General features: G+C 69.8%; 14 protein-coding genes. 2 read left to right on the top strand and 12 right to left on the bottom strand.

Annotated features, from left to right (window positions below; all coding sequences use genetic code 11):
- Positions 1-489: helix-turn-helix domain-containing protein (locus tag BN12_RS25075; RefSeq protein ID WP_048551730.1), on the bottom strand; the 489-nt coding region annotated here is incomplete at its 3' end.
- 206 nt (positions 490-695) lie between these two features.
- Here BN12_RS25075 and BN12_RS08695 point away from each other — a divergent pair.
- Both BN12_RS08695 and BN12_RS08690 read left to right on the top strand, forming a co-directional pair.
- A complete protein-coding gene (locus BN12_RS08695; RefSeq protein WP_048551728.1) occupies positions 696-2045 on the top strand; it encodes a flavin monoamine oxidase family protein in 1350 nt (449 codons plus the stop codon).
- Positions 2046-2137: 92 nt separating this feature from the next.
- The gene (locus BN12_RS08690) at positions 2138-3052 is read left to right on the top strand and encodes a dihydrodipicolinate synthase family protein (protein ID WP_048551726.1); all 915 of its coding nucleotides are present in this window, start codon (positions 2138-2140) and stop codon (positions 3050-3052) included.
- Positions 3053-3286: 234 nt separating this feature from the next.
- Here the strand turns inward: BN12_RS08690 and BN12_RS08685 are convergent, their stop codons facing one another.
- From BN12_RS08685 to BN12_RS08635, 11 genes are all read right to left on the bottom strand, one after another.
- Positions 3287-4816, bottom strand: a complete 1530-nt coding sequence (locus BN12_RS08685) for a GntR family transcriptional regulator (protein ID WP_053079985.1) — start codon at positions 4814-4816, stop codon at positions 3287-3289.
- A 151-nt stretch (positions 4817-4967) separates the two neighbouring features.
- Positions 4968-5192, bottom strand: a complete 225-nt coding sequence (locus BN12_RS08680) for a hypothetical protein (protein ID WP_157635415.1) — start codon at positions 5190-5192, stop codon at positions 4968-4970.
- A 76-nt stretch (positions 5193-5268) separates the two neighbouring features.
- Complete coding sequence (locus BN12_RS08675; protein WP_083454514.1) at positions 5269-6105, bottom strand: IclR family transcriptional regulator; 837 nt, start codon at positions 6103-6105, stop codon at positions 5269-5271.
- Positions 6102-7220 (bottom strand): hybrid-cluster NAD(P)-dependent oxidoreductase, encoded by a 1119-nt coding sequence (locus BN12_RS08670; RefSeq protein WP_048556156.1) that lies wholly within the window; start codon positions 7218-7220, stop codon positions 6102-6104. Before BN12_RS08670 ends, BN12_RS08675 begins: the two co-directional genes overlap by 4 nt.
- On the bottom strand, positions 7220-8518 hold the full coding sequence (locus BN12_RS08665; protein ID WP_048551723.1) for an aromatic ring-hydroxylating oxygenase subunit alpha: 1299 nt from the start codon (positions 8516-8518) through the stop codon (positions 7220-7222). The genes BN12_RS08670 and BN12_RS08665 overlap by 1 nt, the downstream gene beginning before the upstream one ends.
- Before the next feature lie 97 nt (positions 8519-8615).
- Positions 8616-9542 (bottom strand): glycine betaine ABC transporter substrate-binding protein, encoded by a 927-nt coding sequence (locus BN12_RS08660; protein WP_235432347.1) that lies wholly within the window; start codon positions 9540-9542, stop codon positions 8616-8618.
- Positions 9543-9646: 104 nt separating this feature from the next.
- A complete protein-coding gene (gene fdhA / locus BN12_RS08655; RefSeq protein ID WP_048551719.1) occupies positions 9647-10864 on the bottom strand; it encodes a formaldehyde dehydrogenase, glutathione-independent in 1218 nt (405 codons plus the stop codon).
- A gap of 158 nt (positions 10865-11022) precedes the next feature.
- The gene (locus BN12_RS08650) at positions 11023-11949 is read right to left on the bottom strand and encodes a glycine betaine ABC transporter substrate-binding protein (RefSeq protein ID WP_048551717.1); all 927 of its coding nucleotides are present in this window, start codon (positions 11947-11949) and stop codon (positions 11023-11025) included.
- Between the two features lie 67 nt (positions 11950-12016).
- Entirely contained in the window at positions 12017-13006 is a 990-nt protein-coding gene (locus BN12_RS08645; RefSeq protein ID WP_048551716.1) for an ABC transporter permease, read from the bottom strand.
- Complete coding sequence (locus BN12_RS08640) at positions 13003-14220, bottom strand: quaternary amine ABC transporter ATP-binding protein (protein ID WP_048551715.1); 1218 nt, start codon at positions 14218-14220, stop codon at positions 13003-13005. The genes BN12_RS08645 and BN12_RS08640 overlap by 4 nt, the downstream gene beginning before the upstream one ends.
- Before the next feature lie 91 nt (positions 14221-14311).
- Positions 14312-15514 carry an aromatic ring-hydroxylating oxygenase subunit alpha gene (locus tag BN12_RS08635; protein WP_235432346.1) on the bottom strand — a complete coding sequence of 401 codons (1203 nt, stop codon included), beginning with the start codon at positions 15512-15514 and terminating at the stop codon, positions 14312-14314.
- Positions 15515-15533 lie beyond the last annotated feature (19 nt).

The raw sequence follows: 15533 nt of genomic DNA, 5'->3' as shown, positions 1-15533 counted from the left end.
CACGGCGACCGCGCCGGCCTCTCCCGGGATCGGGAGCGCGCGACGCACGACGACGACGGTGCCCGGCGGACCGACGAGCAGGCCGGCGAGCGTGGCCTGCGTCGGCTCGATCCGCGCAGCGAGCCGCTCGGCCAGGTCGGACCCCGCCGACGCATCGGCCCAGACGCGCGCCACGGTCGCCTGGCTCACGCCGAGGCGGTCGGCGACGCTCCGACTCGACCACTTCGGCGTCGGCATCCACAGTGGCGCCGTGAGGACGGTGCGGTGCACCTCGTCATGGGCCCGACGTCGCCGGTCGTCAGTCGCCAGCCCGGCGGCGCCCGCAGCCCGATATCGGCTCAGCCACTTCGTCGCGGTGCGCCGCGTCACGCCGTGGAGCTCGGCGGCATGGGTGGGCCCCACCACGAGGGCGTCCTGGACGAGGGCAGCTCGTCGACGGGCGACACCGCCCGGCTCCCGCACCAGCGCGGTCAACACCTCGTCCGTCATCCCTGCCTCCGTGAGAGCGAGGGTAACTCAACGGGTCAGACGTGGGTCGTCCTCGGCCCGGTGTCTGTTCTCGTGTTCCCTGGGATGGGCACGCTGGGACCGCACGCCGTGCCGGCGCACCACCCGCGGCCCACCGGGACACCCGGCCCACCGCCACGGACGGCCCGGCCGCTGACACCCAGCCCATCGCATACGGAAGGACCTCGATGAGAGACGTCGTCGTCGTCGGAGGAGGCATTGCCGGACTGTCGGCCGCGTGGGGGGTCCGGGAACGCGACGTCCTCGTGCTCGAGGCGGCGGAGCGGGTGGGGGGCCGCATCCGCTCGGAGCGACGCGGCCCGTACTGGATGAACTGGGGTGGTCACGTCTACGACGGCAGCGTCACCTCCTCCACCCAGCAGCTGCTGCGCGAGACGGGGTATGCCTCCCGGCCGGTGCCGGGTGGCCTGGCCGCCCTTGCGATGAACGGACGCCTGCTGCTGAGCGGCCGCGTCGAGACCTTCCCCTTCCGCGTCCCCATGTCGTGGCACGACCGGATCCGCCTCGTCCGCGCCGGCGCGAAGGTCAGGCTGGCCGTGGCCCGCTACTCCCGGCTGTCGGCGCTGCGCCCCGGCGAGGACCAGGAGACTCGCCAGCAGCGCGTCTACGACTTCATGAACGACCGGTCGTTCGCCGACTTCATCGGCCCCCTCCCGGAGGACGCCGAGGCGCTGTTCAAGCCGACGGTGACCCGGTCGTCGGCGGAGATGGACCAGATCTCCGCCGGTGCGGGCGTCGGCTACTTCAACCTCGTGTGGAACATCGGCGCCGGACTCTCGCACTACATCGTCGGCGGACCCTCGACCCTCACCGAGGGGATCTCCGCCGCGCTGGGAGACCGTGTCCAGCTGGGCGCCGAGGTCCAGGAGGTCGTCCACGGCAAGGACTCGGTGACCGTGCGGTACCACCAGAACGGCTCCGACCACGAGGCCGAGGCGCGGGCCGTCGTCCTCGCGACGACGGCGAGCGTGTCCCACCGCATCGCGGTCACCCTCGATCCGGACCTGCGCGACGCGCTCTCCCGCATCAAGTACGGGCCGTTCGTCAGCGCGGCGTTCCTCACCGACGAGACCGAGCCGCAGCCGTGGGACGACACCTACGGCATCGCGACGCCGAAGCGCTCGTTCAACGTCGTCCTCAACATGTCCAACCCCGTCCACGGCGCCTCGCCCGTCCGCCGGCCGGGGAGCAGCTTCATGACCTTCTCCCCCGCCCTCCTGGCGCTGCGCCTCATGGACCAGGACGACGAGACCATCGTCAAGACCTACGTCGACGACCTCGACGCGGTCCTTCCCGGACTCGCCTCGCACGTCAGCGAGGCCGAACCCGCCCGGTGGCCCGAGGGATCCGTCTACTCCTTCCCCGGACGCGCCAGGCTCCAGCCGGTGCTGACCCGCAAGCGCGACACCCGGATCTTCCTCGCGGGCGACTACCTCGGCACGCAGTACACCGAGACGTCGATCCGCACCGGCCTGACCGCCGCCGGGGCCGCCCAGACGGTCCTCAACGCCGGCTGAGCTCGCCGCCACCCACCTCGAGCGGCACCCCGCTCGTGACGATCGACCATCCGCATACCGAACATCCGCTCACCGAACCCCAAGGAGACACCATGCCAACCCCGCTCAGTGGCGTCCTGTCCGCACTCCTCACGCCCTTCGACGACGAGGGCGCCCTCGACGAGGAGGGCCTGCGCCGCGTCGTCGACCGCAACATCGTCGGCGGCGTCCACGGCGTCGTCGCCTGCGGCTCGACGGGCGAGTTCACGACCCTCAGCTCAGACGAGCGACGTCGGGTCGTCGAGACAGTCATCGACCAGACGGCCGGCCGGGTCCCGGTCGTCGCCCAGACCGGTGCCCAGTCGACGGCCGAGGCGATCGCCCTCTCCCGGCACGCCGAGCAGGCGGGGGCGTCCGTCGTCATGATCGTCGCGCCGTACTACGAGCCGCTGACCCTCCAGGAGACCGCCCGGTACCTCGCCACCGTCGCCGACGCCGTCGGCATACCCGTCATGCTCTACAACCTCCCCGTCGCGACCGGCGTCAACATGACCCCCGATTTCGTCGGCGGACTGGCCCGGGACGTCGAGAACATCCAGTACGTCAAGGACACCTCCGCCGACATCGTCCAGGCGGCGCGGCTCATCCACGGCTACGGCGACGTCGTCTCGACCTTCGTCGGCTGGGACGCCCTCATGCTCGCCGCCCTCGCCGAGGGGGCTCCCGGCGTCATGGCCGGAACGGCCAACGTCATCGCCCCCCAGCTCGTCTCGATCCACGCCGCCATGACCGACGGCGACCTCCGCCGGGCCCGTAGCGAGTGGTGCGCCATCTACCCGCTCATCGACGCCATCATGAACGCGCCCTTCGGGCCGGCCGTCAAGACCGCCCTCGCCGCAACGGGATTCGCGATCGGTGGCCCCCGGCTGCCCGCGCTCCCCCTCGACCCGGAGGTCGCGGCCACCATCAGCCGGCTCGCCGCTGCGCTCCCCCCGGTTGCCGCCGGCGTCGCCAGTCTTCCGGGGTGACCCGAGAAGACCCACCTTCACCCGACAAGCGAAGTCCGGTGAACCCACGTGTTCCGGGGTGACCCCGGAACACGTGCCGCACCCCCTGTGCTCGCTTTATCGGGTGACCCGATAAAGCGAGCACACATGGGGGCGGTGGGGCGGGCGTCGGCGACAGGCTGGGCTGAGGCAGCCGAGCCGGGACGGCTGGGGATTGGGAGCAGCTGAGCCGGGACATCGGGGCGGTGGGGCGGGTCAGGGCTCCTCGGGCGCCCGGGCGACGACCCAGCCGAACCATCCGACGTCGGTCAGCGACAGGTCCGAGGACTGCGGCAGGACGTCGCCGACGTTGTACCGCACGGCGTTGGACAGCAGCACCCGGGACTCGGCGTTGAGGACGAGACACGTGCCGTCCGCGCGCGCGAGCCAGGGCGAGAGAGCGCGCTCGAGTCCGGCCACGCGGATGTCGATGCAGATGACGCCGAGGAACGTCCCCTCCCTGGCGACGGGCAGGGACACGGTCACGAGGTAGTCGTCGACGCCGCCGTGGTCGATGTAGGGGCCCATGGCGTTCGGCCGTCCGGTGGCGCGCGGCCGGGTCAGGTAGTCCTGGGACCCGTACTCGTAGAAGTCGTCGAGGCTCGGGTCGAGCTGATGGCTGTAGTCCCGGTCGAAGGTCCCGTCGGAGGCCCGTTGCCACCACTCCATCCAGTACTCGGCCTCCGGCAGGAGGCCCACCTCGGCCATGAATCCGACCCCGTGGACGAGGTCCTCGACCCGGCCCAGCCGCGGGAGGACGCTGCGTGCGACGACACCGTTGAGCTCCCCTGACGTCGGTGGCATCGTGACGCCCGCGGCGACGTCGTCCGCGATGTCCTCCAAGATGCCGACGGTCTGCTTGGAGATGCGACGCAGCTCGGCGACGATGTCCCCGGCCCTCCTCCGCTTCGGCCCGGGGCCGGCGGACCCGGCCGCGATGAGACGCAGCCGGGACCTGGTCAGCTCGGTGACGAGGTATGCCGTGAGCTGCTCACCGGCCACCCACGCCGCCGCGGCGTCGCCGGCGCGGACCGTCGCGCTGACCTCGAGCATCGTCCTGACGATCGCGCGGCGATGGGTCTCGTCGCGCAGCAGCACCTGGACGAGCCAGTCGAACTCCTCGTGGAGAGCCAGCTCGGCGCGGGTCAGCCGCATCGACTGCGCCGCGGCCGCCAGCTCCACGTGGAAGCGTCCCAGGGCGCGTCGCGCAGCGGCCGCCGTGTCGGCGTCGGCGAGCTCCTCCGCGTAGGAGGCGAGCCGGTCGCTGCTCGCGGCGGAGGCGCGCTGGGCCGCCAGCCAGGCGGCATACGTCACGAGGACGGCTCGCCAGTCGCCGAGGTCGCGAAGCTCGGTCGCGGTGAGTCCGGTGAGCTGCTCCTCGGCGATGGAGTCGGACGCGGGCGGGCGTTGGACGTAGCTCCCGCCGTTCTTGCCGACCCTCGTCACGATGAGGCCCGCGTCCCGCAGCGCGCTGAGGGCCTCGCGCAGCGAGAAGGCCGTCACGCCGAGCTGTCTGGCGAGGTCGGCCTCCTTGGGCAGCTTCTGGCCGTCGGTGAGGATACCCAGGCCGATCGCCGTGCGGATCCGCCGGACGACGGCCTGCACCGGGTCCTCGGTCGTGAGCCGGCCGAAGAGGACGCGCTCGGTCGTCGCGACTCCTGCCGAGCGGCTCTCGAACGGCCGCAAGGGATCGGCGACCGCCGGGAGCCGTCCACCCGGAGTGTCCTCGACCCGTTGCGCTCGCACCTCTCCACCCTTCACCTCGGCACCTCCCCCGTCACGCGCCGACGAGTCAGGCTCGGCGCTGTCGCGCCGCAAGGCGTCATGGGTGAGTATTCGACTTCCCATCCTAGTGTTCGACGCATCGCGCGAATGCCGACGACGGCTCGTCATGACCCTAGTCACCGCGCTCCAGGACGTCCGCGAGACACACCCGCCCAGGCCGGAGTACGTCGGCATACACCCCGAAGGCGACGCCGCGGCCGAGGATCGTCTCCGACAGTCCGCGGTGGTCCTCGATCATCCCCAGGGTCCGCAGATCCGTCGGGCCCACGTCGGGATTGCGGCCCTTGATGGGCGTCGTGGCGAGGCGGGTGACCAGCATCGGCCTCGCCCTTGCCATGCCCTTCCTCCTCCACGTCCGATCGATCCCGGATGCCCAGCGCCATCGGAGACGCCCGGGCGGGCATCGGTGTCCGCTAACGCATCGCGTGCCCGCGCGGCCGAGTCGTCGCGGCCCGGATCGCCTCGGCGCCGACCTGCAGCCGGTGGGCCAGCTCGTCGGTCCGGGCGCTCAGTCGCGCGGTGGGTCCGGAGACGCTGACGGCGGCGACGATGTCGTGCGACGCGCCTCGGACGGGCACGCCGATCGAGGTGAGCCCGATCTCGACCTCCTCGTCGGCGACGGCCCATCCGCGCTCGCGTTCCGCCCGCAGCCTGGGGTGCAGCTCCTCGAGGGTGCATGGAGCGGTCGTCGCGGGTCCGGGCCGGTCGGCCGCCAGGTCCTGCGCGGTCAGGGCCTCCACGACGTGGGCCTCGCTGTCGAACAGCAGGGCTCGCCCGGCCGCGGTGCAGTGGAGCGGCGACCGCCCGCCCACCGGCTCGGCCGCGCGCATGAGGCGTGTGGATTCCTCGGTCAGGACGGTGAGCGCGTGGCGTCCGTGGAGGACGGACAGGAAGGCCGTCTCGCCGGTCTCGGTGACGAGGCCGCGCAGGATGGGCCGTGCCGCTCGCAGCAGGGCGTCGTCTCCGGCGGTGGCGGCGATGACCAGGAGCGACCAGCCGAGGCGGTACCGACGGGTCCGCCGATCCTGCTCGACGAGTCCTCGGCGCTCGAGGGCGTGGAGCATCCGGGAGATCTGGCTGCGTTCCCGGCCGAGGGTCCGAGACAGCTCGCTCACCCCGTGGTCGCCACCCACCTCGCCCTCGGCGAAGGCCAGGAGCAGGTCCGCGACCCGCTCCGCCGATGAGTGCGTCGACGCGTCCGGCCGCCGGCCTGGGGCGGTCGACAGGTCCGCGCCGGCGAGACTCGTCATACGTCGATCCGCAGGTCGCTGCGGGGTTTGGAGCAGCAGATGAGGACCTTGTTCTGCGCGATCTCACGAGGGCGGATCCCGCCGTTGTGCTGCATGTCGACCTCGCCGGAGAGCATCGTCTGCTTGCAGGTGCCGCACATCCCCTGGGTGCACGAGGCCGGCGGCTTGAGGCCGGCGGCGTAGGCCGCCTCGAGGACCGTCTGGTCCGCGGGGCAGTCGACGGTGACGCCGCTCTTGACGAACTCCACGCGGTAGGTGAGTCCCTGGTCGGCCGAGGCGCCGAGGGCGTCGGCCGATCCGGCGGCGACCTCGGCCTCGGGGGCGGCGGGCACGTCCCCGGCGGGCAGGCTGTCGAAGGAGAAGCTCTCCTCGTGGTAGCGCCGCATGTCGTAGGCGACGTCCTGCAGGATGCGCCGGACGGAGGACATGTAGGCGGCCGGCCCACAGATGTAGGTCTCCCGCTCCTCCAGGTCGGGGGCGATGGCCTGCAGCATGGCCGTGGACAGCCGGCCCCGCAGCCCCATCCACCGCTCGGAGGGATAGTCGCCCTCGCAGACGTGGACGACCCGGATGTTCGGCGCGACGGAGGCGATCGCCTCCAGCTCCCGCCGGAAGACGATGTCGGCCGGCGTGCGGGCGCTGTGGACGAAGAGCACGTCGGCGTCCGAGCCCAGGTCGAACAGCGTGCGGGTCATCGACATGAGCGGCGTGATGCCGCTGCCGGCCGAGAGGAACAGGTACTTGGGGGCGACCGGATCGGTGAGGGTGAAGCTGCCCAGCGGGGCCTGGACGGTGAGCCGGCCACCCGGGAGGAGGTTGTCGTGCAGCCAGTTCGAGACCGGCCCGCCGAGGACCCGCTTGACGGTGATGGAGATCAGGTGCGGGCGGGTCGGGGGTGAGGAGATCGTGTAGCAGCGCTGGTAGGTCTGGCCCTCGACCTCCACCTCGACGGTGACGAACTGCCCCGGCTCGAAGCCGAACGTCTGCTCTCCCTCGGGTGCGAAGTGGAAGCTCCTCACGTCATGGGTGATCTCCAGGACCGCGCGACAGACCAGGGTCGCCCGATCCGTGTCCTGCCAGCAGTCGGGCGCCGACACCAATGGCAACAGGGTCATCACAGGCCCGCCGCGTACTGCGCCACCGCGGCGCCGACGTCCTCGCCGGTCGCGGTGAGCCGGTCGACGTACCACCGGATGCACGCCTCGATGTCGTCCTCGACGAGCGAGTAGGGACCCGGCTCGTAGGCGGGGTTCTCCACCCCGTCCTGGGCCTTGGCGATGAGCGCCGTGTCCTGGGCGTTCGTGATCCGCCACGACCGGGTCAACGCCTCCGGGTCGTAGTCGACGCCCTCGACGGCGTCGCGGTGCACGAGCCACGTCGTCTGCAGGACGCTGCGGGTCGGCCCCGCCGGAAGCATCCGGAAGAGGACGGCGTGGTCGGACAGGAAGTGGAACCACGCGTTGGGCTGGAACTTCAGCGACAGGTCGCCGAACGCCGGCTGGCCGATCGAGCCGAGCAGCCTCGTGCACAGCGGCTCGGCGTGCGGCCCGAAGGACGAGCCCTCACCGTCGAGCGGATGGTGCGAGATGTGGAACCCGGTGACCCGGGTGTCGATCTCACGTCGCTCGTCACGCGGGAAACCCGCTGCCGCGCGGGCGGCCTCGAGACGCTCGGCCGCGACGAGATACCTCTCGAACACCGGCCGCAGCTGCGGCGAGATGTCGTTCTCGGAGTACCCGAAGACGGGGAAGTAGGAGGTGGCCAGGTCCGGGTGCGACGCCTCGTTGTAGCGGCACTCGCGGTTGTTCTCCAGGACGAGCTTCCAGTTGCCCTCCTGGACCACCTCCTCCTGACGCGCCACCTTGGTGTTCCGCAGGTCGTACGGCGCCAGGTAGGACTCGAGGACGGCCGCCATCTCCGCGAAGTCGTCCGGGGGCCGCTCCCCCAGGTGGACGAAGACGAGCCCCGCCATGGTTCGCACCGAGACGGGCCGCAGCCCGTAGGCCTCCATCTCGAAGGTCGGCGGCTGGGACTCGGCGAAGATGAGCGTGCCGTCGGTGCGGTAGGTCCACTGGTGGTAGGGACACACGATGTTGGCGACCGACCCGCACTCGTCCCACAGGACGCGAGCCCCGCGGTGACGGCATACGTTGTGATGCGCACGGATCGAGCCCCCCTCGTCACGGACGAGGATGACCGAGTACGGACCGACGTCCATCGTCACGTAGTCACCCGGCTCGGGGATCTGCGCCTCGGTCGCGCAGAACAGCCAGTGCCTGCCGAAGATGCGGGCCAGGTCGAGGTCGTAGATCGCCTCGTCGGTGTAGAACGGCGCCTCGAGACTCAGCCCCATCGGGCGGCGCGCGATGAGGGCCTCGACATCGACAGGTGCTGCACGCTGCAGCGGGTTCATCTGGGGTCTCCGTCCGATGGGTCGGTGGTCGCCTGTCGAGCCGAACGGGCCCCGGGTGCCACCCTGCCAGGCCGGCGCGGCACCCGGGGCGGGTCGGCTACTTGAGGTACTGGGCGAGGTTCGGGGCGAAGTCGGGGTTGGCCTTGAGCCACGCCGCGACCGCCTGTGCCTCCTCACCCTTGGGGTACTTGTTGACGATGAGGTTCTCCAGCGACTCGTACTGCTTCTGGGACAGCTTGAAGTGCTTGAGCATGTTCGCGACCTTGGGCTGGTCGGAGGTGAAGCCCTTACGCGAGATGACGTGGAGGTTCTCCGGCTTGCCGTACAGCCCCTTCGGGTCCGCCAGCGGCTTGATGGGGAAGGAGCTGTTGGCCCAGAACGGCGCCCACATCGTGATGACGATCGGCTTCTTCGCGGCGATGGACTGCTTGAGGGCCGTGAGCATCGCGACCGTCGACGACAGCTGGAGCTTGAACTTCTTGTCGAGCCCGTAGCCGGGCATCACGTCTTCCTTGGTCACCTTCGTCAGACCGGCACCCGGCTCGATGCCGGTGATCGTGTTGTTGAACTCCGCGGCCTTGCCGGGCAGGTCCTCGATCGAGGTGACATCGGACATGTAGTCGGGGACCGCGAGGAACGACTTCGCCCCGTCGTAGTAGACGTCGAGGTCCTCCAGCTTGCTGCCGTACGTCGCCCAGTACGACTTCTGGAGGCCGTCCTTCCACGAGGAGGTCATCAGATCGAGGTCCCCGCGCGAGAGGGCCGTGTAGATGGGCGCGTTATCGCTCAGCTCGGTGATCTTGACGTTGTAGCCGTTGGCGTCCAGGACGTTCTTCACCAGGTACGCGGTGCCGGACTGGTCGGTCCAGCTCGGGACCATCCCGATACTCACGTCCTTGCTGGCGGCCGTGCCGCTCCCGCTCCCGCCGGAGTTGTCACTGCTGCCGCAGCCGGCCGCCAGCATCGCCACGGCGACGACGGGGACCCCCCACCGCACAGTCAAAGAGAGTCTCGGAGTAATCATCGGGTGTTCCTCTCGGGGATGGCAGATCGACGGCGATGCGTCTGTCGGGTCAGATACGGACGAGATCACGGTCGCCGACGGCGACGCGAGTGGACACACACGGCTCAGGCGGCCGGGACCATGCCGTGCGGGTCGATGACGTACTTCTTGGCCGCGCCCTGGTCGAACTCCTGGTAGCCCCGGGGAGCGTCGTCGAGGCTGATGGTCACGGCGTTGACGGCCTGGGCGATGTGGGCCCTGTCGGCGAGGATGAGGTTCATCAGCTGGCGGTTGTAGCGCTTGACGGGGCACTGTCCCGTCGCGAAGGTGTGCGACTTGGCCCAGCCGAGCCCGAGCCGGACCCCGATCTGGCCGACCTTGGCGTTGTCGTCGACTGCTCCCGGGTCTCCGGTGACGTAGAGGCCCGGTATGCCGAGACCGGCGCCGGCCCGCGCGACGGACATCATGTCGTTGAGGACCGTCGCCGGCGCCTCCGCGGCGCCCGCGCCGTGGCCGCGGGCCTCGAATCCGACGGCGTCGACCGCGGCGTCGACCTCGGGCTCCCCGACGATGTCGGCGATCATGTCGGCCAGGTCGCCGCCGGAGCTGAGGTCGACGGTCTCGCAGCCGAAGCTGCCGGCCTGCGCGAGCCGGTCGGCGTTCATGTCTCCGACGATGACGACGGAGGCGCCCAGGAGCTGCGCGGAGTATGCCGCGGCGAGGCCGACGGGACCCGCCCCGGCCACGTAGACGGTCGAGCCGGTCGTCACGCCCGCCGTGTAGGCCCCGTGGTAGCCGGTCGGGAAGATGTCCGACAGCATCGTCAGGTCGAGGATCTTGGCGAGGGCGGCGTCGCGGTCGGGGAACCTCAGCAGGTTGAAGTCGGCGAACGGCACCATGACGTACTCCGCCTGGCCCCCGAGCCACCCGCCCATGTCGACGTAGCCGTAGGCGGCGCCCGCCCGGGCGGGGTTGACGTTGAGGCAGATGCCGGTCTTGCCCTCGTTGCACATCCGGCAGCGCCCGCAGGCGATGTTGAACGGCACCGAGCAGATGTCCCCCGGCTTGACGAACAGGACGTCGTCGCCGACCTCGACGACCTCGCCGGTGATCTCGTGGCCCAGGGTCTGCCCGACCGGTGCGGTCGTCCGACCCCGGACCATGTGCTGGTCGCTGCCGCAGATGTTCGTCGTGACGAGGCGCAGGACGACCGCGTGCGGCGCGGCCTTCTTGATGCCGAGGCCGGTCACGACGTCGTCGGGAAGCTCGAGCTTGGGGTAGTCGATGTCCTCGACGGCGACCTTTCCCGGGCCCTTGTAGACGACGACTCTGTTGTCTGCCACGGGTCTTCTCCATCCTGCCCTCGCAACGGAGGGCTGTCGGCTGTGATGTGTGCGGGCCCTGCCGTCAGTCGCCGGAAGCACTGGCGGCATGAGGCCCCGGCTCGGTTCGGGTGGCCCGTCCCGCGGGAGCGGGGTGGTCCACCCGAACCGAGGGTCGGCTACTTCAGGTACTGCGCGAGGTTCGTGGCGAAGTCGGGGTTGTCCTTGAGCCACGCGCTGACGGCCTGGGCCGTCTCGCCCTTGGGGTACTTGTTGACGATGAGGTTCTCCAGCGACTCGTACTGCTTCTGGGTCATCTGGAAGTGGCTGAGCATCTTGGCGACCTTCGGGTCCTCGGAGGAGAAGCCCTTGTGCGCGATGACGTGGAGGTTCTCCGGCTTGCCGTAGGCGCCCTTCGGGTCGTCGATCTTGTGGACCGGGAAGCTGCTGTTGGCCCAGAACGGGCTCCACAGCGTCACGACGATGGGCTTCTTGGCGGCGACGGCCTGCTTGAGCGCCGTCAGCATGGCGACCGTCGAGGAGAGCTGGAGCTTGAAGTCCTTGTCGAGCCCGTAGGCCGGCATGACCGAGTCCTTGGTCAGCTTCGTCAGGCCCGCGCCCGGCTCGATCCCGGTGATCGTGTTGTTGAACTCCGAGGCGTGGGCCGGAAGGTCGGCGATCGTCTTGACGTCCGTGACGTAGTTGGGCACGGCGAGGTAGGAGTCGGCACCGTGGTAGTAGACGCCGAGGTCCTCCAGCTTGCTGCCGTACGTCTTCCAGTACGACAGGTGGGTCTTCTCGATCCACGCCGAGGTGAGGAGGTCGATGTCGCCCCGGGACAGTGCGGTGTACAGCGGCGCGTTGTCGCTCAGCTCGGTGACCTTCACCGTGTAGCCGTTGCTCTCGAGGATGTTCTTGATGAGGTAGCCGGTGCCCAGCTGGTCGGTCCAGGCGGGAATCACCCCCATGCTCACGTCCTTCTTGTCGCCGCCGCTGCCGCCGCTACCGCTACCGCTGCCGCTGCTGCCGCAGCCGGCTGCCAGCATCGCCACGGCGGCAACGGTGACACCGAGCCGCATCGAGCGGGAGATCGTGCGTGTGGACATGGGTTGTTCCTCTCGGGGGATGGGGGAAGGTCGTTGGTGCGAGCGAGGCGCCGGTCCGGGCGCGTGCTCAGGCGCGGACGGAGGTCGGAAGGTCGGTCGGTGGCGGGCTGGCGGCACCCTCCTCGTCGGTGTCGAGGAGCTCCTCGTCGACGGCGCCCGCTCCCTTGCGGCGCAGCGCACCCAGGCGGAACAGCCCACCGGAGTGGCCCTGCCCGACCGAGGAGGTGACCCGGTCGAGGAAGATCGCGAGGATGACGACCGACAGGCCGGCTTCGAAGCCGAGGCCGAGGTCGAGGGTGGAGATGGCGGAGGTGACCTGACCGCCCAGGCCCTCGGCGCCGACGAGGCCGGCGATGACGGCCATCGACAGGGCCAGCATGATGACCTGGTTGACACCGGCCATGATCGTCGGCATCGCCAGCGGAAGCTGGACACCGAACAGGGTCTGGCGCGGCGTCGCCCCGAAGGCGTGGGACGCCTCGACGATCTCGGCGTCCACGCCGCGGATGCCCAGCTCGGTGAACCGGACCCCGGGTGGCAGGGCGAAGATGATCGTCGCCACGACGCCGGGCACGACGCCGATGCCGAACAGGGTGACGACCGGGACGAGCCAGACGAAGGCCGGCATCGTCTGCATGAGGTCCATGAGCGGCTTCAGCGTCGAGCTCGCGCGGTTGCTGCGCGCCGCGAGGATCCCCAGGGGGATGGCGATGACGATGGCCACGACGGTCGCGACGACGACGAGCGCGAGGGTCTGCATCGCGAACTCCCACTGCTCCATGCTGATGACGAGCAGCAGACCGATCAACGCGCCGACGGCGAACTGCCAGCCACGGACCGCGAGCCCGATGAGCGCGAAGATCACCGCCAGGACGATGGGGTTGGGCGCCTCCAGAACGTTGATGAGCCCGTTGACCAGTCCACCGACGATGTCGCTGATGACGTTGAACAGGCCCGACAGGTTGTCCGTCAGCCAGGTGAAGATGCTGTTGATCCAGTCCCCGATGGGGATCCGCGGCAGGCCGGACGATCCGTCGGCGACCAGGCTGGCGATCATGCGGACACCACCTCTTCCAGGGCGCTGGCATGCTCGGCCCGGACCTGTGCCAGGGCCTGCAGGAGGGTGACCCGGGCGATCACGCCGACGACGGTGTTGTCGTCGTCGACGACCGCCAGGGCCTTGGGGCTGTTGGCGCTGAGCCACAGCAGGTCGCTGAGCCGAGCGTTGGCCGGCACACTGACGACGGTCGTGTCGAGGATGCCCTCGAGGGTCTTGGCGCCCTCCTTGGCCGCCGCGACGACCCGCTCCTCATCGACCGCACCCGCCAGCGTCCGGTCCCGGTTGACGACGAACAGACGGGAGGTCTGGTTCTCACGCATCAGCTTGTGCACCGCCAGCGGGCCCTGCTCGGCCCCGACGAGAGCCACCGGCGGCGCCATCACCGAGCTCGCGGTCAGCACCCGGGAACGGTCGACGTCCTGGACGAACTGGGCCACGAAGTCGTTCGCCGGGTTGTTGAGGATGTCCTCCGAGGTGCCGATCTGCACGATCCGCCCGTCCCGCATCATCGCGATCCGGTCCCCCAACCGCATCGCCTCGTTCAGGTCGTGGGTGATGAACAGGATCGTCTTGCCCAACTTGCTCTGCAGGTCGACGAGCTGATCCTGCATCTCGCGCTTGATGAGCGGGTCGAGCGCGCTGAACGCCTCGTCCATCAGCATGATGTTCGTCCCCGCAGCCAGCGCCCGGGCGAGCCCGACCCGCTGGCGCATCCCACCGGACAGCTGACCGGGCAGGGAGTCCTCCCACCCCTTCAGGCCGACCAGGCGCAGCGCCTCCTTGGCCCGCTTCTGCTGCTCGTCCTTGCCGATCCCCTGGATCTGCAGGCCGTATGCGGCGTTCTCACCGACCGTCCGGTGCGGCAGCAGCGCGAAGTGCTGGAAGACCATGCTGACCTTCTCCCGGCGAGTCCGGCGCAGCTGCTGCTGGTCCATCTTCACGATGTCCTCGCCGTACACCTGCAGCTCCCCGGCCGTCGGCTCCCACAGCCCGTTGACCATCCGGATGAGCGTGGACTTGCCCGACCCGGACAGGCCCATCACGACGAAGATCTCGCCCTCCTCCACCTCGAAGCTGGCATCGATGACAGCCGCCGTCGTGCCCTCCTTCCGCAGCTCCTCACGCGTCGCGCCGGCACGCAGCCGCTCGACCGCCTTGTCCGGTCGTTTGCCGAACACCTTGTACGTGCCGTTGGCATCGATGGCCTTCATAGAGGACTCCCGTCCCAGGTGATGGTGGTGAGCGGTCGGCACGCGGGTGCGACGACCGGGAGCTGGGTCGCTTCGACGAAGCAGGCGAGGATCACTGGGCGGCGGCCCGCGGGACGAGGCCGAGGTGGTCGCGGCCCCCACCGAAGTGATACTGCATCCGCTGGATGTACCAGGTCACGAAGCTCTCGACGTCGTCCTCGACGGTCGCATACGGTCCGGGCAGGTAGCCGGGGTCGCTGACGCCCCGCTGCTGCCGCTCCACGAACCCGCGGTCCTCGTCGTTGGTCGCCTTCCACACCTCGGTGAGCGTGTCGACGTCGTAGTCGACACCCTCGACCGCGTCGGCATGGACCAGCCACGTCGTGCGCACGAGCGTCCGGTCCGGCGCGACCGGCAACGCCCGGAACACCACCGCATGGTCGCTGCAGAAGTGGAACCACGAGTTCGGCTGGAAGTGGAGCGACATGTCCCCGAATGCCGGGTCGGTGATCTCCCCGACGAGCTTGCGACTGATCGGCTTGCCGCCCATCCCGAACGAGGCGCCGTCCCCGTCGAGGGGGAAGTGGCGGATCATGTAGCCGCTCGCCCGCCCGTCGAGCTCACGGTGCGACCCCGACGGGATCCCCGCCGCGGCGCCGGCAGACGCCAGCCGCGACTCCGCCTGCAGGAACCGCTCGTACAACGCCCGCAGCCGCGGGGTGACATCCTCCGGGCTGTACTGGATGAACGGGAAGTAGGCGCTGGTCAACTCCGGATGCCCCGCATCACAATGCAGACACTCCCGGTTGTTCTCCATCACCAGCTTCCAGTTACCCGCCTCCATCAGATCCGTCTGATGCGCCACCTTCAACCCCGCCAACCGGTACGGCGCCAGATACGGCTCCAGAACCCCCGCCACCTCATCGAAATCCACCGGCGGCTCATCCGACAGACACACGAACACCAACCCCGCCAGACTCCGCACCGGCACCCGCCGCAACCCGAACGCCGACCGATCGAACCCCGGCTGCGAAGACTCGGCGAAGATCAACGACCCATCCGTGCGATACGTCCACTGGTGATACGGACACACGAAGTTCCCCACCGCCCCACACGGATCATCCACGATCCGCGACCCCCGATGCCGACACACGTTCAACAGCGCCGACACTCCCTCATCGTCATCCCGCACGATGATCACCGACGTCGACCCCACCTCCACCGTCACGAAGTCCCCCGGCTCCGGAATCTCCGCCTCCGTCGCACAGAACAACCAATGCCGACCGAAGATCACCTCCAGATCCAGCGCATACACCTCCGCACTCGTGTAGAAC

This window comes from Nostocoides japonicum T1-X7 (genome assembly GCF_001046855.1).
In the GTDB taxonomy this organism is placed as follows: Bacteria; Actinomycetota; Actinomycetes; order Actinomycetales; family Dermatophilaceae; genus Nostocoides; species Nostocoides japonicum.
This window is presented reverse-complemented; position numbering and strand designations above follow the sequence as displayed.